This is a genomic window from Burkholderia sp. Bp9016 (assembly GCF_003857765.1).
Classification (GTDB): Bacteria; Pseudomonadota; Gammaproteobacteria; order Burkholderiales; family Burkholderiaceae; genus Burkholderia.
The window spans coordinates 35,439-59,579 of the sequence record NZ_QTPY01000010.1 but is presented as its reverse complement, the minus strand read 5'-3'; the positions used below and the strand labels follow the sequence as shown (position 1 = coordinate 59,579).

At 68.8% G+C, this 24,141-nt stretch carries 16 protein-coding genes; 8 read left to right on the top strand and 8 right to left on the bottom strand.

Annotated elements, in window-relative coordinates; genetic code table 11:
• Positions 1-151: 151 nt before the first annotated feature.
• Genes bioA through bioB form a run of 4 tightly spaced genes read left to right on the top strand, consistent with a single transcriptional unit; the run spans position 152 to position 4,478 of the window.
• Positions 152-1,498 carry an adenosylmethionine--8-amino-7-oxononanoate transaminase gene (gene bioA, locus DIE13_RS14145; RefSeq protein ID WP_124827781.1) on the top strand — a complete coding sequence of 449 codons (1,347 nt, stop codon included), beginning with the start codon at positions 152-154 and terminating at the stop codon, positions 1,496-1,498.
• On the top strand, positions 1,495-2,706 hold the full coding sequence (gene bioF / locus DIE13_RS14140; protein WP_124827780.1) for an 8-amino-7-oxononanoate synthase: 1,212 nt from the start codon (positions 1,495-1,497) through the stop codon (positions 2,704-2,706). The genes bioA and bioF overlap by 4 nt, the downstream gene beginning before the upstream one ends.
• Positions 2,703-3,422, top strand: coding sequence for a dethiobiotin synthase (bioD, locus tag DIE13_RS14135; protein ID WP_124827779.1), 720 nt, complete (start codon positions 2,703-2,705; stop codon positions 3,420-3,422). The genes bioF and bioD overlap by 4 nt, the downstream gene beginning before the upstream one ends.
• Before the next feature lie 36 nt (positions 3,423-3,458).
• The gene (gene bioB / locus DIE13_RS14130) at positions 3,459-4,478 is read left to right on the top strand and encodes a biotin synthase BioB (protein WP_124827778.1); all 1,020 of its coding nucleotides are present in this window, start codon (positions 3,459-3,461) and stop codon (positions 4,476-4,478) included.
• 147 nt (positions 4,479-4,625) lie between these two features.
• On the opposite strand, the gene DIE13_RS14125 is transcribed toward bioB, so the two are convergent.
• Both DIE13_RS14125 and DIE13_RS14120 read right to left on the bottom strand, forming a co-directional pair.
• Positions 4,626-5,351 (bottom strand): copper homeostasis protein CutC, encoded by a 726-nt coding sequence (locus DIE13_RS14125; RefSeq protein WP_124827777.1) that lies wholly within the window; start codon positions 5,349-5,351, stop codon positions 4,626-4,628.
• A gap of 76 nt (positions 5,352-5,427) precedes the next feature.
• A complete protein-coding gene (locus DIE13_RS14120) occupies positions 5,428-6,714 on the bottom strand; it encodes an EAL domain-containing protein (RefSeq protein WP_124827776.1) in 1,287 nt (428 codons plus the stop codon).
• 291 nt (positions 6,715-7,005) lie between these two features.
• On the opposite strand from DIE13_RS14120, the gene DIE13_RS14115 reads away from it, so the two are divergent.
• The gene (locus DIE13_RS14115; RefSeq protein ID WP_124827775.1) at positions 7,006-8,673 is read left to right on the top strand and encodes a Na+/H+ antiporter; all 1,668 of its coding nucleotides are present in this window, start codon (positions 7,006-7,008) and stop codon (positions 8,671-8,673) included.
• Between the two features lie 89 nt (positions 8,674-8,762).
• Here the strand turns inward: DIE13_RS14115 and DIE13_RS14110 are convergent, their stop codons facing one another.
• Together DIE13_RS14110 and DIE13_RS14105 are read right to left on the bottom strand one after the other, a co-directional pair.
• Positions 8,763-12,335 carry an indolepyruvate ferredoxin oxidoreductase family protein gene (locus tag DIE13_RS14110; RefSeq protein ID WP_124827774.1) on the bottom strand — a complete coding sequence of 1,191 codons (3,573 nt, stop codon included), beginning with the start codon at positions 12,333-12,335 and terminating at the stop codon, positions 8,763-8,765.
• Between the two features lie 1,799 nt (positions 12,336-14,134).
• Entirely contained in the window at positions 14,135-14,692 is a 558-nt protein-coding gene (locus tag DIE13_RS14105; RefSeq protein WP_124827773.1) for a sugar O-acetyltransferase, read from the bottom strand.
• A gap of 445 nt (positions 14,693-15,137) precedes the next feature.
• Between DIE13_RS14105 and DIE13_RS14100 the strand changes: the two genes are divergently transcribed.
• Positions 15,138-15,752 carry a glutathione S-transferase family protein gene (locus DIE13_RS14100; RefSeq protein ID WP_124827772.1) on the top strand — a complete coding sequence of 205 codons (615 nt, stop codon included), beginning with the start codon at positions 15,138-15,140 and terminating at the stop codon, positions 15,750-15,752.
• A 74-nt stretch (positions 15,753-15,826) separates the two neighbouring features.
• Here DIE13_RS14100 and DIE13_RS14095 read toward each other — a convergent pair whose 3' ends face one another.
• Positions 15,827-16,795 (bottom strand): ion channel, encoded by a 969-nt coding sequence (locus tag DIE13_RS14095; protein ID WP_124827771.1) that lies wholly within the window; start codon positions 16,793-16,795, stop codon positions 15,827-15,829.
• A 178-nt stretch (positions 16,796-16,973) separates the two neighbouring features.
• Positions 16,974-17,993: a sulfate ABC transporter substrate-binding protein gene (locus DIE13_RS14090; protein ID WP_124827770.1), complete on the bottom strand. Its 1,020-nt coding sequence runs from the start codon at positions 17,991-17,993 to the stop codon at positions 16,974-16,976.
• Positions 17,994-18,443: 450 nt separating this feature from the next.
• On the opposite strand from DIE13_RS14090, the gene dapA reads away from it, so the two are divergent.
• Positions 18,444-19,337: a 4-hydroxy-tetrahydrodipicolinate synthase gene (dapA, locus tag DIE13_RS14080; protein WP_124827769.1), complete on the top strand. Its 894-nt coding sequence runs from the start codon at positions 18,444-18,446 to the stop codon at positions 19,335-19,337.
• A gap of 63 nt (positions 19,338-19,400) precedes the next feature.
• On the opposite strand, the gene DIE13_RS14075 is transcribed toward dapA, so the two are convergent.
• On the bottom strand, positions 19,401-20,438 hold the full coding sequence (locus DIE13_RS14075) for a LysR substrate-binding domain-containing protein (RefSeq protein WP_124827768.1): 1,038 nt from the start codon (positions 20,436-20,438) through the stop codon (positions 19,401-19,403).
• A gap of 97 nt (positions 20,439-20,535) precedes the next feature.
• Between DIE13_RS14075 and DIE13_RS14070 the strand changes: the two genes are divergently transcribed.
• On the top strand, positions 20,536-21,813 hold the full coding sequence (locus DIE13_RS14070; RefSeq protein ID WP_124827767.1) for an MFS transporter: 1,278 nt from the start codon (positions 20,536-20,538) through the stop codon (positions 21,811-21,813).
• 41 nt (positions 21,814-21,854) lie between these two features.
• Here DIE13_RS14070 and DIE13_RS14065 read toward each other — a convergent pair whose 3' ends face one another.
• Positions 21,855-24,056, bottom strand: coding sequence for a TonB-dependent siderophore receptor (locus tag DIE13_RS14065; RefSeq protein ID WP_124827766.1), 2,202 nt, complete (start codon positions 24,054-24,056; stop codon positions 21,855-21,857).
• Positions 24,057-24,141 lie beyond the last annotated feature (85 nt).

Sequence of the window (24,141 nt, the reverse complement as noted above, 5' to 3'; positions counted from 1 at the left end):
ATCTGCGCCGAACTCCCGTCCGGCAAGGCTTTGCGGCGTTTGTAACCAGTAGTGCAACGGGCGGCGGAACACGCTAATCTCAGCGCGTTTTCGTCTGTCGCCGCGCGGTATCGCGTTCGATACCCGCCGCCGTTTTACCCCCGGAGTTGCCTTGAGTACGCCAGCCACCGACGACTGGGTCGCGCGCAGCCTGCGCGCGGTCTGGCATCCCTGCACCCAGATGAAGCACCACGAGCGCCTGCCGCTCATCCCCGTCGCGCGCGGCGCGGGCGTATGGCTATACGACCGCGACGGGCGCCGCTACTTCGACGCGATCAGTTCGTGGTGGGTGAACCTGTTCGGCCATGCGAACCCGGACATCAACGCAGCGCTGAAGGACCAGCTCGACACGCTCGAGCACGCGATGCTCGCGGGCTGCACGCACGAGCCGGCGATCGAGCTCGCCGAGCGCCTGCACGCGCTCAGCGCGCGCACGCTCGGGCATGCGTTCTTCGCGTCGGACGGCGCGTCGGCCGTCGAGATCGCGCTGAAGATGAGCTTCCACGCGTGGCGCAACCGCGGCCGCGCGGACAAGCGCGAATTCGTGTGCGTCGCGAACAGCTATCACGGCGAGACCATTGGCGCGCTCGGCGTGACCGACGTCGCGCTGTTCAAGGATGCGTACGATCCGCTGATCCGCAATGCGCACGTGGTCGCGTCGCCCGACGCGCGCGGCGCGCTGCCGGGCGAGACGGCCGCCGACGTCGCGGGCCGCGCGCTCGACGACGTGCGGCGCCTGTTCGCGGAACGCGCCGACCGGATCGCCGCGCTGATCGTCGAGCCGCTCGTACAGTGCGCGGCCGGCATGGCGATGCACGATCCGTCGTACGTGCGCGGACTGCGCGCGCTGTGCGACGAATTCGGCGTGCACCTGATCGCCGACGAGATCGCGGTCGGCTGCGGCCGCTCCGGCACCTTCTTCGCATGCGAGCAGGCCGGCGTCTGGCCCGATTTCCTGTGCCTATCGAAAGGCATCAGCGGCGGTTACCTGCCGCTGTCGCTCGTGCTCACGCGCGACGACGTGTTCGCGGCGTTCTACGACGACGACACGACGCGCGGCTTCCTGCACTCGCATTCGTACACCGGCAACCCGCTCGCGTGCCGCGCGGCGGTCGCGACGCTCGACCTGTTCGCGCGCGACGACGTGCTCTCGGCCAACACGCGCAAGTCGGCGGCGATGCGCGCGGCACTCGCGCCGCTCGACGCGCACCCGCAGGTGCGCCACCTGCGCGAACGCGGCACGCTGTTCGCATTCGACGTCGCGCTCGACGGCGATGCGGCACGCGGCTTCTCGCGGCGCTTCTTCGAACGGGCGCTCGAACGCGAACTGCTGCTGCGCCCGATCGGCACGACCGTGTACCTGATGCCGCCGTATGTGATGAGCGACGACGACATCGCGTGGCTTGCGCAACGCACGCGCGACACGCTCGACGCGACGCTCGCGGAGGGGGTGCGATGAATCGATCGGTGCCTGAAACGACCACGCCGCTGCTCGACACGCTGCAGCGCGGCCTCGCCGAACTCGACGCGCAAGGGCTGCGCCGCGTGCGCCGCACCGCCGACACCGCATGCGACGCGCACATGCGCGTCGACGGCCGCGACATCGTCGGCTTCGCGAGCAACGACTACCTCGGCCTCGCCGCGCACCCGGCGCTCGTCGCCGCGTTCGCCGAAGGCGCGCAGCGCTACGGCTCCGGCAGCGGCGGCTCGCATCTGCTCGGCGGGCACTCGCGCGCGCACGCGACGCTCGAGGACGAACTCGCCGGCTTCGCGGGCGGCTTCTCCGATGCGCCGCGCGCGCTGTACTTCAGCACCGGCTACATGGCGAACCTCGCCGCGATGACCGCGCTGACGGCGAAGCACGCGACGATCTTCTCCGACGCGCTGAATCACGCATCGCTGATCGACGGGATCCGGCTGTCGCGTGCGAACGTGCAGGTCTACCCGCATGCGGACACGGCCGCGCTCGCCGCGCTGCTCGAAGCGTCCGATGCGGAAACGAAACTGATCGTCAGCGATACCGTGTTCAGCATGGACGGCGACATCGCGCCGCTCGCCGAACTCGTCGCGCTGGCGGAGCGCCATGGCGCATGGCTCGTCGTCGACGACGCGCACGGCTTCGGCGTGCTCGGCCCGCAGGGGCGCGGCGCGCTCGCGGCCGCCGCACTGCGCTCGCCGAACCTCGTGTACGTTGGCACGCTCGGCAAGGCCGCCGGCGTCGCGGGGGCGTTCGTCGTCGCGCACGAGACGGTGATCGAATGGATGATCCAGCGCGCGCGCAGCTACATCTTCACGACGGCCGCGCCGCCGGCCGTCGCGCATGCCGTATCGGCAAGCCTGAAGGTGATCGGCAGCGACGAAGGCGACGCACGGCGCACGCACCTGGCCGCGCTGATCGAGCGCACGCGCGCGCTGCTGCACAAGACGCGCTGGCAGCCGGTCGATTCGCACACCGCCGTGCAGCCGCTCGTGATCGGCAGCAACGACGCGACGCTCGCCGCGATGCGCTCGCTCGACGCGCACGGCCTGTGGGTGCCCGCGATCCGGCCGCCGACGGTGCCGGCCGGCACGTCGCGGCTACGCATCTCGCTGTCGGCCGCGCATTCGTTCGACGATCTCGCGCGGCTCGAAGCCGCGCTCACCGAAGCCAGCGAGCAGGCAGCATGAACGCGCCCCTGTCCCTTTTCGTCACCGGCACCGACACCGAGATCGGCAAGACCTTCGTATCGGCCGCGATGTTGCACGGCTTCGCGCGCCACGGGCTGCGCGCGGCCGCGCTGAAACCCGTCGCGGCCGGCGCGTATGAGCGCGACGGCGTGTGGCGCAACGAAGACGCGGACCAGCTCGATGCGGCCGCGAACGTCGTGCTGCCGCCCGAGCTGCGCACGCCGTTCCTGCTGAAGGCACCCGCGGCCCCGCACATCGTCGCCGCGCAGGAAGGCGTGACGCTCGACATCGACACGATCGTCGCGAGCCACCGCGAAGCGCTGACGCGTGCGGACGTCGTCGTCGTCGAAGGCGTCGGCGGCTTCCGCGTGCCGCTCAACGACACGCAGGACACGGCCGATCTCGCGGTCGCGCTCGGCCTGCCCGTCGTGCTCGTCGTCGGCATGCGGCTAGGCTGCATCAGCCACGCACTGCTGACCGCCGACGCGATTCGCCAGCGCGGCCTCACGCTTGCGGGCTGGGTCGCGAACCACGTCGATCCGGCCATGACGTATGCCGACGAGAACGTCGCGACGATCCGCGACTGGCTCGCGCGCGAGCATCGCGCGCCGCTGCTGGGCCGCATCGCGCACATGCGCCCGGCCGCCCCCGAATCCGCCGCGGCGATGCTCGACATCGCCGCGCTCGTCGATACGCTGCGCACCGCGCAACATTGACGCCCCCATCCCCGAATCCACGACAGGAAAACCACCATGACCCAAGCCCAGACCGCCGCCGTGCAACCCGACGCGATCCCCGTGGCCGCACCGACGCCGCAGCGCTGGCGCGTCGCCGACGTCGTCGCGCTGTTCGAGCTGCCGTTCAACGACCTGATGTTCCGCGCGCAGCAGGTGCACCGCGAGCACTTCGACGCGAACGCGGTGCAGCTGTCGACCCTGCTGTCGATCAAGACGGGCGGCTGCGAGGAAGACTGCGGCTACTGCTCGCAGTCTTCGCATCACGACACGGGCCTGAAGGCCGAGAAGCTGATGGACGTCGATACGGTGCTCGACGCCGCGCGTGCGGCCAAGGCGAACGGCGCAAGCCGCTTCTGCATGGGTGCGGCGTGGCGTAACCCGAAGGAGCGTCACATGCCGGCGCTGACCGAGATGGTGCGCGGTGTGAAGGAGCTCGGGCTCGAGACCTGCATGACGCTCGGCATGCTCGAGGACGAGCAGGCGCAACAGCTCGCGAACGCCGGCCTCGACTACTACAACCACAACCTCGACACGTCGCCGGAGTTCTACGGCCAGGTGATCTCGACACGCACGTACCAGGATCGCCTCGACACGCTCGATCGCGTGCGCGACGCGGGCATCAACGTGTGCTGTGGCGGCATCATCGGCATGGGCGAATCGCGCCGCGAACGCGCAGGCCTGATCTCGCAGCTCGCGAACCTGAACCCCTACCCGGAATCGGTGCCGATCAACAACCTCGTCGCGATCGAAGGCACGCCGCTCGAAGGCACCGCGCCGCTCGACCCGTTCGAGTTCGTGCGCACGATCGCGGTTGCGCGCATCACGATGCCGAAGGCTGTCGTGCGCCTGTCGGCCGGCCGCGAGCAACTCGACGACGCGATGCAGGCGATGTGCTTCCTCGCGGGCGCGAACTCGATGTTCTACGGCGACCAGTTGCTGACCACGAGCAACCCGCAGACGCAGCGCGACCGCGCGCTGTTCGAACGCCTCGGCATCCGCGCGAGTCAGGCCGACGCGCTGGTGGAGAACGCGTAAGCGATTGCTTCGCGCAGCGCCTGCACATGAAGAAGCCGAGGCATGCCTCGGCTTTTTTTCATCCCGCGGACCCGTTCTGAAACAGGCTGCGCTGCGCGTCGTGCCCCTCGAGCGCCTGCTCTCCCGTGCGCGGTTTCGGTGTGCACGTCACACGTGCGCCGCCGCGCCGTCGAGTGCCGCGCGCACGCTCCCGACCTGCTGTTCGTCGACGGGCGCCAGCACCTCGCCGCGCGGCCGAACGCCCGAGCCGAAATGCACAGCGCGTACGCCGGTGGCGAGCACGAAATCGCCGATCGCATCGACCGTGAGCCCCGAGCCGGCCAGCACCGTGCACGTCGAGCCGGCTGCCTGCCGCACCAGGCGCGTGATCGTCGCAGCTGCGTCGAGCACCGACGGACGGCCGCCGGAAGTCAGCACCGACGTGACGGCCGGCACGCGCAGCAGCGCGTCGAATGCGGCATTCAGATCCCGCGACACGTCGAACGCGCGATGGAACGTCAGGTCGCGCCCGTTCGCAGCGGCCGCGATCCGCGCGAGCGCGTCGAGGTCGACGTCGCCGCGCGCATCGAGCGCGCCGAACACGACGCCGTTCGCGCCGGCCGCAACGGCCGCACGCACGTCGCGCTCGATCACGCGCAGATCGTCGGCGTCGTAGACGAACGAGCGGCTGTGCGGGCGCACGATCACGTTGACGGGAATCGGCACGGCGGCCACGACGGCCTCGATCAGGCCGATGCTCGGCGTGAGCCCGCCTTCGCTGATCGCGGTCACGAGCTCGAGCCGGTCGGCGCCCGCGCGGGCGGCGGCCTTCGCGTCGCCAACGGTCGTGGCGATCACTTCGAGGAGGACGGAGGAAGCGGCGGTTCGGTTCATCGGCGGCTCGCGAATCGTCAGGACAATTCGCGCATCCTAGCCGAGCGGCGTGAACGGCGCCAGCATGCCGGGCGCGCTATGCGCCGCCGACCTCCTCGTCGCCCCAGTCGATATCGCCGCACAGCACGTGCTGCGCATCGCCGATGCGCACGGCCACCGACAGCGTCACGCACGGCTGCGCCTCGTTGATCGACAGGTACGGGCGCGTCACCTGCACGCGCCCCGGCTCGGCGATCGCCGTGCGGAAATACGGCCGGCGCAGCCAGTTCGCACCCTGCGCATCCGCGAGCGGCGAAAAGCGCGCTTCGGCGAGCGCACGATCCGCGCGCAGCACGACGTTGCGGCCCGACTGGCGGCCCCGCGCGTCGAGCAGGAAGCAGCGCGACGCATCGTCGAGCGCGAGGAAATTCCAGCACACCTCGTCGAGCGGCTCGCCGGCCGCCAGCCGCTCGGCCGCGCGCTCGAATGCGCGCAGGTATGGCGCGAGCCGCTGCGCGTCGCGCCGCTCGCGCGCCTCGGTCTGCTGACGGAAGCGCTCGGTCAGCTCGCCGATGCAGCCGGTCGCCGCCGCGCTGTCGGGCAGCCCGGGCGCCGGGCGGCCAAAGTAGTAGCCCTGCACGAAATCGGCCTCGCACGACAGCGCGATCTGCGCGTCGTGCTCGGTCTCGATCCCCTCGACGAGCACGAGCTTGCCGGCCTCGTGCAGCAGCGTGACGAGCCCGTGCAGGATCGCGGTGAGCCCGGTGCGGTGCGCCGCGTGCGACAGCATGATCCGGTCGAGCTTCACGATGTCCGGATTCAGTTGCCAGATCCGCTCGAGATTCGAGTGGCCCGCACCGAAATCGTCGAGCGCGATCAGGAAGCCCTGCGCGCGGAATGCGCGCACGGCGTCGGCGAGCCGCTCGACGTCGTCCGCGCGCTGTTCGAGCACTTCGAGCACGACGCGCCGCGGCGGCATGCCGAGGCGCTTCAGGTTCGCGAGCAGCGCGGCGGCCTGGAACGGGTCGGTGAGCACCTCGGGATGCACGTTGAGAAACAGCCACTCGCGCTCGGCGCCGAGCAACCCGAAGTTCTCGAGATGCAGCGCCTGCGCGAGCCGGTCGAGTTGCAGCAGTTCGCCCCGGCGCGCGGCCTCGCCGAACACGTCGAGCGGCGACACCGCGCGGTCGAGCCCGTCATGCGCGCGCAACAGCGCCTCGTAACCCACCGCGCGCTGGTGCGACAGGCTGAAGATCGGCTGGAACACGGTCGTGAGCGTCAGGTCGCGATACTGCGTCGCCAGACGCTCGAGGCCGGAGCTCATCTCCCGCTCGAAACGGTACGGCGACGCGGCGGCCGGACGCTCCTGTTGCTCGATCGTCATACCTTCCTCCTCGTGATGCAGTCGAATGCGGCTGACGAACGATACGGCGCACGCAATGTCATGGTGTAACCCTCGGTTGCCCGGCCCATGCCGGACGGCAGACAAGCATCAAGCAAGCTCCGTGCAAGCCGTGGACGCATGCGCCGCGCGCGCACACGGCGTCTTCGCCCCATCGTGACGCACGCCAGATGCACCGTTTCAGTGCGCACGCACCGGCGCACTCGAGCGCGCCCGTCACGCCGTCACGCTACACTCCGTACGGTCGTTTCATTCTGCACGCTTGCCGTATCGATGGAAATCGTCTTCACCGTCCTGATCCTCTTGCTCACCGTCGCGCTGTCCGGCGCGATCACGCGCGTGCTGCCGTTGCGGCTGCCGCTGCCGCTGATGCAGATCGCGTTCGGCGCGATGCTCGCGTGGCCGAAGCTCAACCTGCACGTCACGTTCGATCCCGAAATCTTCATGCTGCTGTTCATTCCGCCGCTGCTGTTCGCGGACGGCTGGCGGATTCCGAAACGCGAGCTGTACCTGCAGCGCCGCGCGATCCTGATGCTCGCGTTCGGGCTCGTGTTCATGACGGTACTCGCAGTGGGGTACTTCGCGCACTGGCTGATACCCGAGTTGCCGCTGCCGATCGCGTTCGCGCTCGCGGCCGTGCTGTCGCCGACCGATGCGGTCGCGCTGTCGGGCATCGCCGGCCGTGGCCGCATCCCGCCGCAACTGATGCACATCCTCGAAGGCGAGGCGCTGATGAACGACGCGTCCGGCCTCGTCGCGCTGAAGTTCGCGGTCGCGGCCGCGCTCACCGGCATGTTCTCGCTGCGCGAAGCGTCGGTCACGTTCGTGATCGTCGCGGCCGGCGGGCTCGCGACGGGGGCGGTCGTGTCGTGGGTGTTCAGCGCGCTGTCGACGCGCTTCCTGAACGCCGAGCAGGAAGGCGATCCGGCCCCGGGCATCGTGATGACGCTGCTCGTGCCGTTCGCCGCCTATCTGTTCGCCGAGCACCTCGACCTGTCGGGCGTACTCGCGGCCGTGTCGGCCGGGATGATGATGAACTACACGAGCTTCTCGCGTAAAAGCACGGTCGCGTCGCGCGTGCGTGCCGAAAGTACGTGGGCGATGATCGAGTTCGTGTTCAACGGCATGGTGTTCATCATGCTGGGGCTGCAGTTGCCGCACATCATCGGCCGCGCGCTGGTCGATGCGCACCACACGAGCGACGCGCTCGTCGGCCGGATGATCTTCAACGTGTGCGCGATGATGCTCGCGCTGTATGCGATCCGCTTCACGTGGGTGTGGCTGCTGCGCTGGATCGCGAGCCGCCGCGCGGCACGCCAGGGCCTCGCGGGCACGATGGCCGGCATCCGCACGATCGCGGTGATGACGGTAGGCGGCGTGCGCGGCGCGGTCACGCTCGCGGGCGTGCTGTCGATTCCCGTCGCGCTGTCCGACGGCGCGCCGCTGCCCGGACGCGACACCGCAATCTTCGTCGCGTCGGCCGTGATTCTCGGCTCGCTGATCGTCGCGGTGATCGGCCTGCCGCTGCTGCTGCGCGGCGTGCGCTCGACGCGCAACCCGCTTGCCGACGAAGAACGCACCGCCCGCGCGGCGGCCGCGCAGGCCGCGATCCGCGCGATCGATTCGTCGCACGACGCGATCTCGGTCGATCTCGACGAATCGGGCGCCGCCCGCTGCGCCGACATCTCCGCACGCGTGATGGACCAGTACCGCCGCCGCCTCGCCGCACTCGCCGAGGACGGCCCCACGCCGCGCGCGGAAGCAAAGCAGGCCGAAACGATGGAACTCCAGATGCGGATCGCGGCCGTGCGCGCGGAACGTTCGGTGCTGTACCGGCTGCGCAGCGAAAGCAAGATTTCAGATGAGACGCTGACGAAGCTGATCCGCGAGATCGACCTGTCGGAAACGGCGCTGTCGACGCGCAAGAAAGGCATCGTCTGAACACGGCGCACGCGGTGCCGCTGCCCGGCCGGCCATAAAAAACGGCGACGCGCGAGCGTCGCCGTTTTCACATCCGCCGCGCGTTCGCGTTACTTCGCGACGACGACCGGAATCCCCTTCAGCATCCCGGCGCCCTTCATCCCGTCGACGGCATGCTGCACGGCCGCGCTGGTCGCCGCGTCGATGCCGAGCTGCAACGCGAGCTCGCGCTCCGCGCGCTTCACGCCGGCGAGATTGCGCACCTTCACGTGACCGAAGCCGCGCACGCGGGCGTGCAGGTCGGCCAGTTGCGCGACCTGCGCCGCATTGGCCGCGCTCGTCACGGCGAGCGCGCGCGCGAGCGTCGTCTCGTAGTCGTCCGCGAGCGCACGCTCCATCCTGCGCTCGGCAGTGCGGCCGAACGGATCGAGCCACGTGCCGCGCAGGCTGCGCACGCGCGCCAGCGTTCCGAGCACCGGCCACATCCACTGGCCGAACACGCGTTTCTTCGGCGCGCTGCCGTCGCTGCCCGCCTTCGCGACCGTCGGCGGTGCGAGGTTGAACTTCACGCGATAGTCTTGCCCCGGCACGCCTTCGAACTGCGCTTCGAGCGCGGTACGGAACGTGCCGTCCGCGTAGAGCCGCGCGACCTCGTATTCGTCCTTCACCGCGAGCAGCCGGTAGAACGTCGTCGCGACTGCACGCGTCAGCGCATCGTCGCCTTTCGCGCGCGCCGCGTTCACGAGCGCACGGTAGCGTTCGACGTAACGCGCGCCGCCGTATGCATCGAGACGCGCCTCGCGATCGGCGATCAGCTCGGCGAGCGTCTGCGGGGCCGCTTGCGCGGCCACCGCGTGACGCGCATTCCACAATGCGTCGAGGCCTGCCGCGTCGCCGGCCGCCATCCGGCCGATCGAGAACGCGAGCTTGTTCATCGGCACCGCGACGTTGTTCAGCTCGATCGCGCGCATCATCGCGGCGAGCGACACCGGCACGAGGCCGAGCTGCCATGCGTAACCGAGCATCAGGATGTTCGCGCCGATCGGGTCGCCGAGGAATTTCGCGGCGAGCGCCTGCGCGTCGCAGCTCGACAGGTAGCCGTCGCCGGCCGCGTGATGCATCTTTTCGAGCAGGGCGTCCGCATGCAGGTTCGCGTCGGGGTCCTGCACGAACGATGCGTTCGGAATCCGGTGCGTATTGACGACGATCCGCGAACGCTGGTGGCGCACCGTCTGCAGCGCCTCGGCGCTCGCGCCGACGACCATGTCGCAGGCGAGCAGCACGTCGGCCTGCTGCGTGTCGATGCGCACCTGATTCAGCCACCGGTCGCTCGACGCGATGCGCACGAACGACAGCACCGAGCCGCCCTTCTGCGCGAAGCCCATGAAGTCGAGCACCGACGCGCTCTTGCCTTCGAGGTGCGCGGCCATGCTGATCAGCGCGCCGACCGTCACGACGCCCGTGCCGCCCACGCCCGTCACGAGCATGTCGTACGGCGCCGCGTCGAGATGCGTCGCCGGCACCGGCAGCGCATCGACGCGCACGGCGAGCGCCGCCTCGTCGAATGCCGCGCCCGCGGCCTTCTTCAGCGCCGCGCCTTCGACCGTCACGAAGCTCGGGCAGAAGCCGTTCACGCACGAGTAGTCCTTGTTGCAGGACGACTGATCGATGCGGCGCTTGCGGCCGAGCGGCGTCTCGAGCGGCTCGACCGACAGGCAGTTCGACTGCACGCCGCAGTCGCCGCAGCCTTCGCACACGGCGTCGTTGATGAACAGGCGCTTGTCCGGGTCGGGGAATTCCCCTTTCTTGCGGCGGCGGCGCTTCTCGGCCGCACAGGTCTGATCGTAGATCAGCACGGTGACGCCCGGCGTTTCGCGCAGCTCGCGCTGCACCGCGTCGAGTTCGCTGCGGTGATGGAACGTCGTGCCCGCCGGGAACAGCCCGTGATGGCCGTCGTACTTCTGCGGTTCGTCGGACACCACGACGAAGCGCGACACGCCTTCCGCCTCGACCTGCCGCGCGATCTGCGGCACCGAGATGCTGCCGTCGACCGGCTGGCCACCCGTCATCGCGACCGCGTCGTTGTAGAGGATCTTGTACGTGATGTTCGCCTTCGCGGCGACCGCCTGGCGGATCGCGAGAATGCCCGAGTGGAAGTAGGTACCGTCGCCGAGGTTCTGGAACACGTGCTTCGTGTTGGTGAACATCGCGTGCGCGGCCCAGTCGACACCTTCGCCGCCCATCTGGATCAGGCCGGTGGTATCGCGCTCCATCCACGACGCCATGAAGTGGCAGCCGATGCCGGCCTGCGCAATCGAGCCTTCCGGCACCTTCGTCGACGTGTTGTGCGGGCAGCCCGAGCAGAAGTACGGCGTGCGCTTCACCGCGTCGGCTTCGTTCGACAGGATCTGCGGCGCGACGAGATCGACGACGCGCTCGCGGCGATCGAGCGCCGGCTTGTGGCGCGCGAGCCATTCTGCGAACACCGGCAGGATCCGCGACGGGCGCAGCTCGCCGAGCTCGGACAGCAGACACGCGCCAGCCGCATCGTGCTTGCCGAGCACCCGCGGACGCGCGCCGTCCGCACGGTTGTACAGGTAGTCCTTGATCTGCTGCTCGATGACGGGGCCCTTCTCCTCGATCACCAGCACTTCGGCGAGCCCGTCGACGAAGGTCTCGATGCGTGTCATCTCGAGCGGATACGACAGGCCGACCTTGTAGATCCGCACGCCGGCCGCGTCGAGATCGGCGACCGTCAGATCCAGGCGGCGCAGCGCCTCCATCAGGTCGAGGTGCGCCTTGCCGCAGGTGACGATGCCGACGTTCGCCTGCGCGCCCGGCGCGATCCACTTGTCGATGCTGTTGGTGCGCGCGAAATGGCGCACCGCGTCGAGCTTCGCGGCGAGGCGCGCCTCGATCGTGAGGCTCGGCAGGTCCGGCCAGCGGTTGTGCAGGCCGCCCGGCGGCGGCGTGAAGCCCACGGGAGCCGGCCATTGCGTCTGCAGCGCGTCGAGATCGACGGTCGAGCCCGACTCGACGGTCTCCGAGATCGCCTTGAAGCCGACCCATGCGCCCGAGTAGCGCGACAGCGCCCAGCCGTACAGGCCGAATTCGAGCATGTCGGCGATGTTCGACGGGTTCACGACCGGCATGTGCCACGCCATCATCGCGAAGTCGCTCTGGTGCGGCATCGACGACGACACGCAGCCGTGGTCGTCGCCCGCCACCACCAGCACGCCGCCGTGCGGCGACGAGCCGTATGCGTTGCCGTGCTTGAGCGCGTCGCCGGCGCGGTCGACGCCCGGGCCCTTGCCATACCACATCGCGTACACGCCATCGACGGTGCGCTCCGGGTCGGCCTCGACGCGCTGGGTGCCGAGCACCGCGGTGCCGCCGAGTTCCTCGTTGATCGCGGGCAGGAAGCGCACGCCGCTGCCGTCGAGCAGTTTCTTCGCCTTCCACAGCTGCTGGTCGATCATCCCGAGCGGCGAGCCGCGATAGCCGCTGACGAAGCCGGCCGTGTTCAGCCCTTGTGCGGTGTCGGACGCGCGCTGCATCAGCAGCAGGCGAACCAGTGCCTGCGTGCCGGTCAGGAAGATCCGGCCGCGCGTGGCGGTCAGGTTGTCGGTCAGACGGTAGTCGGATAGTGCGGGCGTGCCATCGACGGGCAGGCGAGCGGTCATGGGGATGTCTCCGGATTGTGCTGTTCTGGGCTGCGCGGGGGCGTCGGGCGACGCCGGCCGGAGGCAGCTGGATGGCTCTATTTTTTCGCGGAGAGGCGAGAAAGTTTTTTCTCATCTTGCTCGGGCGAGGCGATAGCGAGAAAAACCGCGCAGATTTCGGGCGGGATTTGAGAAAGTTTTCGCGCAGGGTGTTGGCAGGCGGTTGATGACGTGTCGGGGCGCGCGGATGGATGGCCTTGAAACGGCGAGGATGCGCAGCGGGCGGCCGGCGCGCCGGGCGACGGGCGCTGGCGCCCCGTGCGGCAGGGGTTTGAGCGACGGACGGCAAGCGCACTCACCGATGAAATGCACAGCGTTCCGATTGGTCGGAGGTGCGAGATGTCCACATCTGCGGACTGCCCGGGCAATCGGATGCTCGCCCTCACCGTTCGGTTGCACAGGGTTTCGACTGGCGTCGGGCCGGGATTTCCACACCGCAATCGGTACCCCCGTTCGCTCGGGGGGCGGGGCTCACCATTGAAATTCACAGCGCGACGACTGAATGTCGGCGAGAGATATCCACATGGATTCATCCCCGTTTCGTCGATACGACGGTCGTTCTCGCCATTCGGGCGCATATCGGCAGCGCCCCTTGTCCACCATGCGCATGCAGCCCGGACCCGACATCTCCTACCCGCAAACGCCGGAAACGCCGTGAATTTAGTGGTGAGCTGTCGGCACGCGCACGCAGGGTGACACCGATCCGGTTGTGGATAGCTCGATCCAGAGCCACTCAAAACACTGTGAATTTCGATGGTGAGTGCCTGCGCACGATCTCGAGACGATGCCGACCGGGTTGTGGATAGCCCGATCCACGGCAACTCGAAAAGCTGTGCACTCCGACGGTGAGCACTGGCATGGGGTCGCACGCGCGCGCCGATCGACGGGAATGGGCCGACCGCCCCAGCAACTCGAAATGCTGTGCATTCCAACGGTGAGCATCAAGCGTTCGATCGAACGAGGGTGCCGATTCGAGCGTGGACAGGCCCGAGCGACGAGCGCCCCGGCGCGTCGCAAATCTTGCCGTCAGCCGCGCTGGGACTGGCTCGCGGCCGAACGCGTACTCACACTCACCCATGAAATGCACAGCGTGCCGAGTTGCCTGGGAAGCCGGATATCCCCATCGGAACGGAACACACATGCGCGAGTGCGGTTAGAATGCGCGGCGCTCCGGGCCGTGCCAACGTAATGGAAGCGGACGCATGGTTCGATCAGGCACTTACGCTCACCGCTGAAATACACAGCGCGTCGAGTCGCTTCCGGGACCGGATATCCACACCGCGACATCCACCCGAACCTATCGCGAATCCGCATGAGCCGTTAGAATGCGCGGCGCTCCGGATTCTCGCGGAAGGCGCGGAAATCCGCGCCGGACAAGCCCTGCGGGCAATCGGACTTTGGCACTCACCATCCGGAAGCACAGCATTTTTCGTCGTTGTGCACCCCGGTTGTCCACACCCCTTGCCTCGTATCCGGCTGCATCCGGTTACCCTCACCTGTCGAATGCACAGCGTGTCGAGTGGTTTCGATGCCGGGTTATCCACAACGGAAATTGCGTGAAGATTCGCTGCCGGTGCACCGGCCGAGTCGATTTGCGCGTCTGCCCGCGATACTCGCCCAATGCCGAAAAACCACGCCGATTCGGCCTCCGGCCGAGTGCTCACCGTTCGGCTGCACAGCATTTCGAGTGGGCGGAAAGGCCAGTTGTCCACATCCGTCCTGCGGCGGCGGATCAAGCGAGCCGGCCGCCGCGAACGATCTCATTCCGCAATCGACCTGATGATCTGCGCCGGGTTTCCGCCGACGAGCGTATCCGGCGGAACGTCCCGGGTCACGACGGCGCCCGCGGCGACCACCGAATTCTCGCCGACCGTCACGCCGCCGATGATCGTCGCGCCCGCGCCGACCCACACGTTTTTTCCGATCACGATCGGCCGGGCCACGACGCAGTCGCGCCGGCGCGAAGGTTCGACCGGATGTCCGGACGTAATGAGACTGACGTTCGGCCCGATCATCGCGTCGTCGCCGATGTCGAGGCCGCCGAGATCGTAGAACGTGCAGTTCTGGTTGATGAAGACGTTGCGGCCGATCCGGGTATCGGCGCCGCCTGTCGCGTAGAACGGCGGAATCAAGAGAAACCCGTCGTCCATCGGCTTGCCGATCAGTTCACCGAACAATCGGCGGACTTCTTCCGCATCGTCGAAGGTCAGACGATTGAGCCGCGCGGTGATGGCCATCGTCCGCTTGAGGTCGGCACGCATCGCCGCCGACTCCGGCGTTCTTCGGGGAATGATTCTGGTGCGATCGTCGTTCGCCATTCCTGATCCTTGTCCGCATGCAATCGAACCGGCATTCGGTGCACGATCGCAGCGCCTGACTCACCGGACGTGATCGCGTCGCTTCGCGTTCGACTTCAATGGTCGGGCAGCCGGGTGTGCGGCGGTCCGGCCTCCTCGTTTTGCAGCATGCGGACAGGCGGCGTCGATTGCTCGTCCGACCGGTTGCGACACCACATGGCAACGTCGGCGGGACATTGCAGACGTGCGTCGCCTTGAGCAAGGCTCAAGCAATCGACTCATGACTAGTTAATTTATAACCAGTCATTTCATGACGCACCATGCATACGGGCTTTGCGCGAGACTCACCGTCGATCCGCATGCCCCGCCGCGCGTCACTCTGCCGCCCGCCCCTGTCCGAACCGCTCCCGCTCGGGTACGCTTGAGCATCCACCGAACCGACACGCACACCATACGCGGAGGCGCGATGAAGCTCTACTACTGGCCGAAAACCCGGGCATTCCGGGCGCTGTGGATGCTGGAGGAAATCGGCGCCGTCTACGAGCTCGTGCCGATCGACCTGCGGTCGCACGAACAGGGCAGCGACGCGTTCGTCCAGGTCAATCCGATGGCCAAGCTGCCCGCGCTCGACGACGGCAGCGAACCGTTCGCCGAATCCGGCGCCGTGCTGCTCTATCTTGCCGATTGCTGTCCCGGCGCCGAGCTCGGCATCGCGCCCGACGACCCGCTGCGCGGCCGCTTCCTGCAGTGGATGTTCTTCACGCCCACCTGCCTCGAGCCCGCAATGGCAGAGAAATTCACCGGCGCGTCGGGCAATCCGGTCGCCTTCGGCTGGGGCAACATCACGCGCGTGCAACGTGCGCTCGCGCAGACGCTCGCCCATAGCCGCTGGCTCGTCGGCGACCGCTTCACCGCGGCCGACCTGCTGCTCGCCAGCACGCTGAAGATCGCGTTCGACGCGCACCTGCTGCCGCATGAAGGCGTGCTCGGCGACTATGTCGCGCGCGCCGAGGACCGCGACGGCTATCGCCGCGCGGTCGCCGTCGAACAGCGCGAAGCGGCGCGCCTGCTGCATCCGTGACGCGCGAACGGCGCGGCATTCGGTGACGGCGGCCGCGCCCGGCTGCCGATGCCGGGGTGCGCCGACCGGCAGCGTCATGCAGCCGGCCCGGTCGCCTGCGCCGCCGCGCCGGCTTCGACCACCGCCCCCGGCGAACCGCGTTCGTCGGTATCGGCATCGACCGGCACGACTTCGTGAAAATGCGTGTAGTCGATGTGCGTGATGCCGCCCTCGTCGTGCATCAGGTCGACATAGCGGTGACGCCAGCGGATGTCCGCATGCGCCCATGCGTAGCGCGCCTGCATGACCTGCGAGGTCGTCTCGTCGGAACCCTCGATCGTGATCAGCAGCGACGCGTCGCGCGCGGCGAGCGATTCGGGCGTCTCGCCGAACAGCGGGCTCGCTTCGTCGATCACGTGCATCAGGTTCCAGCCGAGCAGGAAGATCGGATGCTCGCTGCGCACGAGCGGCAGATCGTGGATCTTGCGCAGCGTATAGCCCTCGTGCGTGCCTTCGACACGCATCAGCCGCAGCTTCGCCTGCGCTTCGGCGATCACGTTCTGGCGCGCATTCGCGGCGCGCACCATCAGCGTCATGCGCCCGTTCAGCGGCCGCACGATCGCGTAGCGCGCGAACAGGATCTTCGCCTGCGGCCGCGAAAACCGCGCGAACACGAGGCCGGTCGCCAGCGCGATGCCCGACATCCCGACGAAGATCTCAAACGTCGCGACGAGGTGCGCATAGACGGTCTGCGGATGCATGTCGCCATAGCCGACCGTTGCGAGCGTTTCGACGCTGAAGAAGAACGCGCCGCCGAATCCGGCCGGCGACTGGTTCGCGATCGGCGCATGGCCGAGCAGGTAGAGCGTCGCGAAGCCCCCGTTGAGCAGCAGGAACAGCATCGCGAGCGACAGGAAGAACACGGGCCAGCTCACCGTCAGCGCCCGGTGATAGAGGTCGCGCCAGCCGAGCGGCGGCATCCCGTATGCGATCACGGGGCGAGTGCCCGACCAGATCTTGCGGCCTCGGCCGCGGGAAGCCGGGGAGGACGAATCGACGTTCATCGCGCGATGCCTGAAGCAGGGAGGCGATGAGCGTAGCACGCGAAGGCGGCGGCCGGGAATGCGCGCCGATGCGTAGCCGTCGTCGCCGCGCCACCCGCACCCCCGAAAAAACCGGCCGCATGAGCGGCCGGCTTCGCAGTCATCCTGCTTGCATGCGCGCGGCGCGCGCCGCGCCGGCTTACTTCCGGTCGACGATCACGCGGTCGAACGTGCCGCCGTCGGCGAAGTGGGTCTTCTGCGCGTTCGCCCAGCTTCCGAAAACCTGTTCGACGCTGAACGTCTTCAGCGGCTTGAACTCGGCCGCATGCTTCTTCAGTACGTTCGCGTCGCGCGGGCGCAGATGGTGCTGCGCGATGATCTCCTGCGCCTGCGGCGTATACAGATAGTCGAGATACGCCTGCGCGACCTTGCGCGTGCCCTTCTTGTCGACGACCTTGTCGACCACGGCCACCGGCGGCTCCGCGAGGATGCTCGCCGACGGATACACGGCGTCGAATTCCGCGCCCGATGCGCCCGTGTCCATCAGCGCGACTTCGTTCTCGAACGTGACCAGCACGTCGCCGATGCCGCGCTGCGTGAACGTCGTCGTCGCGCCGCGGCCGCCGGAGTCGAGCACCGGCACGTTGCGGAAGATCGCCTTCTCGAAGTCGAGCGCCTGCTGGTCGGTCGCGCCCTTCTGCTTCTGGTAGCCCCACGCGGCGAGATACGCGTAGCGGCCGTTACCCGACGTCTTCGGGTTCGCGATGATCACCTGCACGCCCGGCTTCGCGAGATCGCTCCAGTCCTTGATCGCCTTCGGGTTGCCCTTGCGCACGAGGAACACCATCGTCGTCGAATACGGCGAGCTGGCGTCGGGGAAGCGCGCACGCCAGTCCTTCGGGAGCAGCTGGCCGCGCTCGGCGAGCAGGTCGATGTCGTTCGGCTGGTTCATCGTCACGACGTCGGCCTGCAACCCCTGCAGCACCGACAGCGCCTGCGCGCTCGACGCGCCGTGCGACTGCTTGATCGTCACCGTTTCGCCGGTCTGCTGCTTGTAGGCGGCGGCGAAGCTCGTGTTGATGTCCTTGTACAGCTCGCGCGTCACGTCGTACGACACGTTAAGGATCGACGTATCCGCGTGCGCGGCCGTCGCCGCCACGACCAGCGCCGCCGCCGTGCCCGTATGCAGCCAGCGGCCGATCCCCTTGATGCTTGCCATCGTGATATGCCCCGTTCAGTGGTGGTGGATGTGCGTGACGGCACGCGTACGCGCTGTCATCGAAACGTAAGCGGGCATTCTAGCGGTCGGGCGCGGCGCGCTTTCCAATCTGTCATGCAAAGCAAATCTCGAATCCTGCTAAACGGCGCGCACCGCTCGCGCATGCGCCGGATCCGGTGTTAAGATCGCCGCTCAACCCTTTTCCCGGTTCATCCATGTCCGCTGCCCTGCGCTCGCCCTCGATCCTCGCCGCCGTCGCGGCAGGTGCGCGCGCGGCCGGGCTGAAACTCAAAAAACGACGCCTCGACTGACGGGGACGTCGCGTCCCGTCAGGCGAATGCCGGACGGGATGCCCGCAGGTCGTTTCTTTTTCCTTGCTCGCATGCCTCGCGCCGGCACTCCGCCGGCGGAACGGTTCCTTCCCACTCCGTTTCCACCATGAGGTTTTGCATGCACACACGTTTCGAAGGTATCTGGCTGCCGATCATCACGCCGTTCCACCACGGCGAAGTCGATCACGGCGCACTCGCGCGACTCGCCCGTCGCTATGCGGCCGCGGGCATCGCGGGCTTCGTCGCGGGCGCGACGACCGGTGAAGGCGTGCTGCTCGACGCACGCGAACAGGACGCCGTGTTCGCGACGCTGCGCGACGCGGTGCCCGGGTGCCCGATCGTCGTCGGGCTCACCGCGAGCGCAACGCACTTCGCGGCCGCCCGCGCGCGCGAACTCGCCGCGCTGCGGCCCGACGGGCTGCTCGTCACGCCGCCCGTCTACGTGCGGCCGACGCAGGACGGCGTCCGCCGCCACGTCGAGGCGATCGTCGACGCGGCCGATCTGCCCGTGCTCGTCTACAACATCCCGTACCGCACGGGCGTAAACATCGAACTCGAGACGCTGCAGGCGCTCGCGCGCGATCCGCGCGTCGCGGGCATCAAGGAGTGCGGCGGCACGCTCGACCGGATGAGCCGGCTCGTACACGACACGCCGCTCGCGATTTTCTCCGGCGACGACAACCAGAACTTCGCGGCGCTGTGCGCCGGTGCGCACGGCACGATCGCGAGCAGCGCGCACGTGCTGCCCGAATGGCATGTGCGCATCCATGCGCTGCTGCGCGACGGGCGGCTCGCCGACGCGCGGCGGCTGTCGGTCGCACTGCAGCCGCTCGTCGCGGCGCTGTTCGCGGAGCCGAACCCCGCGCCGGTGAAGGCCGTACTGGCGGCGCAGGGGTGGTGCGAGGATGGGTTGCGGCTGCCGTTCGTGCCGGCGAGCGACGCGTTGCGGGAGAGGCTGGCTGCCATTCTTGCCCCGCTCGGCGAAATCGCACTGGATATCGCTGCGGCATAGGCAGCGACGCGCAGCCCGGGCGACGGGCGCCGGCACAACCGGCTGCTGCGCCTGGCCGTTGCGTCACGCCGCGAGCGCCATCGCCTCCTCCGTCGCATCCCGCACCGCCTGCGTGACGATCCGCGCGAGCCGCTCGACGCTCGGCGTGATCGACGACGTGCGCCGCAGCAGCATCAACGGCAGGCCCGGCAGCGCCGGCAGCCCGAACGACGCCGCGTCGAGCACCCGCACCGACGCCGGCAATCCGTAGTGCGAGCGCACCGTCAGCCCGAGGCCGGCCGCCGCCGCGGCCCACAGCCCGGCCAGGCTCGGCGTCGTGAACGCGACGCGCCACGGTACGCCCGCGCGGTCGAGCGCGTCGGTGGCTGCACCGAAGAAACGGCACGGCCGGTCGAACACGACGAGCGGCAGCGGCTCGCCCGACGCACGCACGGCACGAATGCCCGCGTCGCGGTCGTCCGCCGCATCCGCGTGGCCGCCGTCCGGCATGCCGAAGCTTCCCGCGCCCGCCGCCGCGATCCACCGCATCGGCACCTGCGCGATCACGTCGCTGTCGATGCCGGCCCGCGATATCAGCGCCGCCGACGCCGGGTCGCCCCACACGAGCGCGAGGTCGAGCTGGTTCGCATCGAGCCGGTCGAGCAGATCGGCATTGCGCGCGACGCGCGCCTCGATCCTCACCTTCGGATGCGCACGCGCGAAACGCCCGAGCACATCGGGCAGAATCGCCTCGCCGAAGTCCTCCTGGAGGCCGACCCGCACCCAGCCGTCGAGATTCACGCCGCGCACGGCCGCGGCCGCCTCGTCGTTCAGCTCGATCATCCGCCGCGCATAGCGCAGCATCGCGTCGCCGGCGTCGGTCAGCGCGAGCCCGCGCCCGGCCTTCACGAACAGCGGCGTGCCGGCCTGTTCCTCGAGCTTGCGAATCTGTGCGCTCACCGCCGACGACGAACGCGCGACGCGATCGGCCGCCTTCGCGAAGCTGCCGAGATCCACGCCGGCGACGAGGCTGCGCAACGCCGCCACGTCGAAGTTCGGCCGGGCCAGCGCGGCGTCGGCGGCCGCGCTCAGGTCATTGTCGTGTTCGGACATCTCAATCATCCCGTTTTATCGAACGATTTATCAAAAACTTTCCGATTTTCAGGACAAAAATAGTCCGCCACACTGGCGATGTCAATTTCCACCGGACTCCGTCGCCATGGATACCTCCTGCCTCGCCTCTCCGTCCCCGGCCGCGCGCGATGCGCGCGGGCCGGCCCATCGCTGGCGCGTGCTCGCAGCCGGCGTCGCCGCGAACATGAGCTTTTCCGCCGCCGCGGCCGGCATCCCGACCACCGCCGTCTGGATGCGCTCGGCCTATCATCTCGACAACGGTGCGCTCGGCCTCGTGCTGGGCGCGCTCGGCTTAGGCGTCGCGCTGTCCGAGCTGCCGTGGGGCATGGCCGCCGACCGCTTCGGCGACCGCCGCGTGCTGCTCACCGGCCTCGTCGCGACCGCCGCGATGCTGGCCCTGATGATCGCCACGATCGTCCCGACCGCGCATGCGGTGCCGCCGCTCATGCGCGTCGCCGCCGCGATGTGTTGCGTCGGCCTGCTCGGCGGCAGCGTGAACGGGTCGAGCGGACGCGCGGTGATGCGCTGGTTCGGCGAGCGCGAACGCGGGCTCGCGATGAGCATCCGCCAGACGGCCGTGCCGCTCGGCGGCGGCGTCGGCGCGGCGCTGTTGCCGTCGCTCGCGTCGCATGCGGGCTTCGCCGCGGTGTATGGCGCGCTGCTGCTGCTGTGCGCCGGATCGGCCGCGCTGACGTGGCGCTGGCTGCACGAGCCGCCTGACGCGCCGGCAGCGGCGCATGCCGTGCGCGTCGGGGCGAACCGCCCTGTCGCACCGCAACCGCCGGCGCGGCGTGCGCGCAATCCGCTGGCAAGCGGCGCCGTCTGGCGTATCGTGCTCGGCATCGGTGCGCTATGCGCGCCGCAGTTCGCGGTGCTCACATTCGCGACCGTGTTCCTGCACGATTTCGGCCGGCTCGGCCTCGCGGGCATCAGCACGGCGATGGTCACGCTGCAACTCGGCGCGATGGCGATGCGTGTGTGGAGCGGCCGCCATACCGATCGCCACGGCAACCGGCGCGCGTATCTGCGCGGGTCGGTATGCGTGGCGGCCGGCTCGTTCGCGCTGCTCGCGGCCGCCACGGCGGGCAGCCCGCACGTGCCGCTCGCCGCGATCGTCGCGATTCTCGTGTTCGCCGGCATCTGCGTGTCGGCGTGGCACGGCGTCGCGTACACCGAGCTCGCGACACTCGCGGGCGCCGAACAAGCGGGCACCGCGCTCGGGATGGCGAACACGATCGTATATCTCGGACTGTTCGCGACGCCGCTCGCGATTCCGCCGCTGCTCGCCGCGAGTTCGTGGAGCGTGGTCTGGCTCGCGGCGGCGGCGATCGCGGGCGCGACCTATCCGCTGTTTGCGCGATAGCGGCACAAGCGGCTGCCGTGCGCGGTCCCTGCTCGAGACCATCAGAACTTGTACACGGCCGACAGCATCGCCGAGCGGCCGTCGCCGAACTCGACGGCCGACGAGCGCGATTCGCTTCCCGACACCTGCCGCACGCGTTCGACGTAGGCACGATCAAACAGGTTGTCGACGTTCAGCTGGAAGCGCAGCCTGCGGCTCACGTCGTAGCCGACCATCAGGTTGTGCACCCAGTAGGCGCCGAGCTTGCCGTCACCCTGCGACGTCACGTTGCGCCGGCCGACGAAGTGCGAACCGTAGCCCACCGTCCAGCCCGCGGGCAACCGGTAGGTCGTCCACAGGTTGAACGCATGCCGCGGCGTGTTGCCGAGCGCCTGCCCGTCGCGGCGAGGCGAGGACGGCGAACTGAGCGTGACGCTCGCCAGGTACGTGTAGTTCGCGAACACGTCCCACTGCGGCGTGACCTTGCCGGCGGCGCCGAGCTCGATGCCGCGCACGCGCTGCCGGCCCGCGAGCGCGTAGCTGCCGTCGGCCATGCGTTCGCGCGCGTTCTTCTTTTCGGTCTGGAACAGCGCGCCGTTCAGCGCCACGCCCGCCAGCCCTTCCCATTTCGCACCGAGCTCGATGCTCTCGTTTTTCTCGGGCGCGAGCGCGCCGGTCGCCGCGCTCACGCCGGAGCCGGTGGTCACGAGAAATTCGGCGGACGGATTGAACGACGTGCCATACGCGAAATACGCGCGGCCGTTATCGGTCGGCTTGAACACGAGCGCCGCGCGCGTGCTCAGGTGACGGTCGGCGCTATCCGCGCGCTCGGTGGGCTTGCCGGCCGAGGTCCCTTCCGCCCGGCCGTCGATCCAGTCGTGCCGCAGCCCGACGTCGACGTCCCAGTAGCGGCCGAGCGAGATCGTGTCGAATGCGTACAGCGCCTTCACGACGAGCGCGGTGTCGTTGCGTGCGCTGTCCTGGCGCTGCGCGGGGCCCCGCCATACGCCAGGCGGGGCGGCGAGCGCGAAACCGTTCACCGGGTAGAACCGGTTGAGTCCGTACGAATAGGTCGTGCGGCCGTACGTCTCGCGCGAGATCTCGAAGCCCGTGACGAGCGTGTGCCCGACGCCGAACGTATCGAACGCGCTCGTGACGTTCGTCTGGTTCGCCCACATCGCCGTCGACACGTCGCGGCCGTAGCCCTGCGGGCCGGCCGGCTTGTAGCGCCCCGGCGGCAGCCCCTGCTGGTTCACGTGCGATGCGGAAATCACGGTGTCGCGATTCAGGTGCGCATAGCGGCTCAGGTTCTGCACCTTCAGGCCGGGCGACACGTCGTGTTCGACCTTCACGGTGAAGGCGTCCGACGTGATGCGTTCGCGATCGAGATTGCGCCAGCCGAAATAGCTGTCGCGCGACACGCCGGCCAGCACCTGGCCGTCGCGCGCCGGCAGCCCGTAGTCGGGCAGGTTGTTGTCGTACTGGTGAAAATAGCCGAACGTGACGCGCGTCGGCGTGCCCAGACCAAACGCGAGCGACGGCGCGACGCCCCAGCGCCGCCTGCGGATGTCGTCGCGGCCCGGCACGGCGTTGACGTGCGCCATCGCGTTCAGGCGGAACGCCGCGCGGCCGCCGGTGTCGGGCAACGGCCGGTTCGCATCGAGCGTCACGCGGCGGTAGTCCGACGTGCCGAGCGTCGTGCCGGCCTCCGTGAACGCGCCGGACTTCGGCGTCTTGCTGACCAGGTTCACCGAGCCGCCCGTCGTGCCGGCGCCGCCGAATACCGAGTTCGGCCCCTTGATCACCTCGACGGCCTCGACGTTGAACAGGTCGCTGCGATTGTTTTGCGCGCTGTCGCGCAGCCCGTCGAGCTGCAGGTTCGCGTTCGCGCCGAAGCCGCGGATATTGAACATGTCGCCCGACCCGCCGCCGCCTTCCCCCGCGTTGAACGTGATGCCGGCGACGTTCGACAGCGCTTCGCGCAGGCTCAGCGCCTGCTGTTCGTCGAGCACCGCGCGCGGCACGACGGTGATCGTCTGCGGCACGTCGAGCAGCGGCGTCGCATATTTGGCGGAACCCGACCGGTCGACGCGCGAACCGGCGTCGCGATCGTCGTGAACGACGATCGGGCTCAACTGCGGTGCGCGCCGCGGCTCGCCTTCTTCCGCACATGCCGGCGCGGCGGCACAGGTCATCATCGCGAATGCGACGGACGCAGTCGCACGACGCGGCGGCGTCGCGCTCGACAGGATGCAACGGCTCATGTTCACTCCACTCCATTGATGAGAATGGTTCTCATTCAATCGGATTGCGTGCGACATGACAATTGGACACGTCCGAACTTCGTTA

Coding starts and splice junctions, on each gene's coding strand:
- bioF (WP_124827780.1), top strand. CDS start 1,495: ATGAATCGATCGGTGCCTGAAACGACCACGCCGCTGCTCGACACGCTG.
- bioD (WP_124827779.1), top strand. CDS start 2,703: ATGAACGCGCCCCTGTCCCTTTTCGTCACCGGCACCGACACCGAGATC.
- bioB (WP_124827778.1), top strand. CDS start 3,459: ATGACCCAAGCCCAGACCGCCGCCGTGCAACCCGACGCGATCCCCGTG.
- DIE13_RS14125 (WP_124827777.1), bottom strand. CDS start 5,351: ATGAACCGAACCGCCGCTTCCTCCGTCCTCCTCGAAGTGATCGCCACG.
- DIE13_RS14120 (WP_124827776.1), bottom strand. CDS start 6,714: ATGACGATCGAGCAACAGGAGCGTCCGGCCGCCGCGTCGCCGTACCGT.
- DIE13_RS14115 (WP_124827775.1), top strand. CDS start 7,006: ATGGAAATCGTCTTCACCGTCCTGATCCTCTTGCTCACCGTCGCGCTG.
- DIE13_RS14110 (WP_124827774.1), bottom strand. CDS start 12,335: ATGACCGCTCGCCTGCCCGTCGATGGCACGCCCGCACTATCCGACTAC.
- DIE13_RS14105 (WP_124827773.1), bottom strand. CDS start 14,692: ATGGCGAACGACGATCGCACCAGAATCATTCCCCGAAGAACGCCGGAG.
- DIE13_RS14100 (WP_124827772.1), top strand. CDS start 15,138: ATGAAGCTCTACTACTGGCCGAAAACCCGGGCATTCCGGGCGCTGTGG.
- DIE13_RS14095 (WP_124827771.1), bottom strand. CDS start 16,795: ATGAACGTCGATTCGTCCTCCCCGGCTTCCCGCGGCCGAGGCCGCAAG.
- DIE13_RS14090 (WP_124827770.1), bottom strand. CDS start 17,993: ATGGCAAGCATCAAGGGGATCGGCCGCTGGCTGCATACGGGCACGGCG.
- dapA (WP_124827769.1), top strand. CDS start 18,444: ATGCACACACGTTTCGAAGGTATCTGGCTGCCGATCATCACGCCGTTC.
- DIE13_RS14075 (WP_124827768.1), bottom strand. CDS start 20,438: ATGATTGAGATGTCCGAACACGACAATGACCTGAGCGCGGCCGCCGAC.
- DIE13_RS14070 (WP_124827767.1), top strand. CDS start 20,536: ATGGATACCTCCTGCCTCGCCTCTCCGTCCCCGGCCGCGCGCGATGCG.
- DIE13_RS14065 (WP_124827766.1), bottom strand. CDS start 24,056: ATGAGCCGTTGCATCCTGTCGAGCGCGACGCCGCCGCGTCGTGCGACT.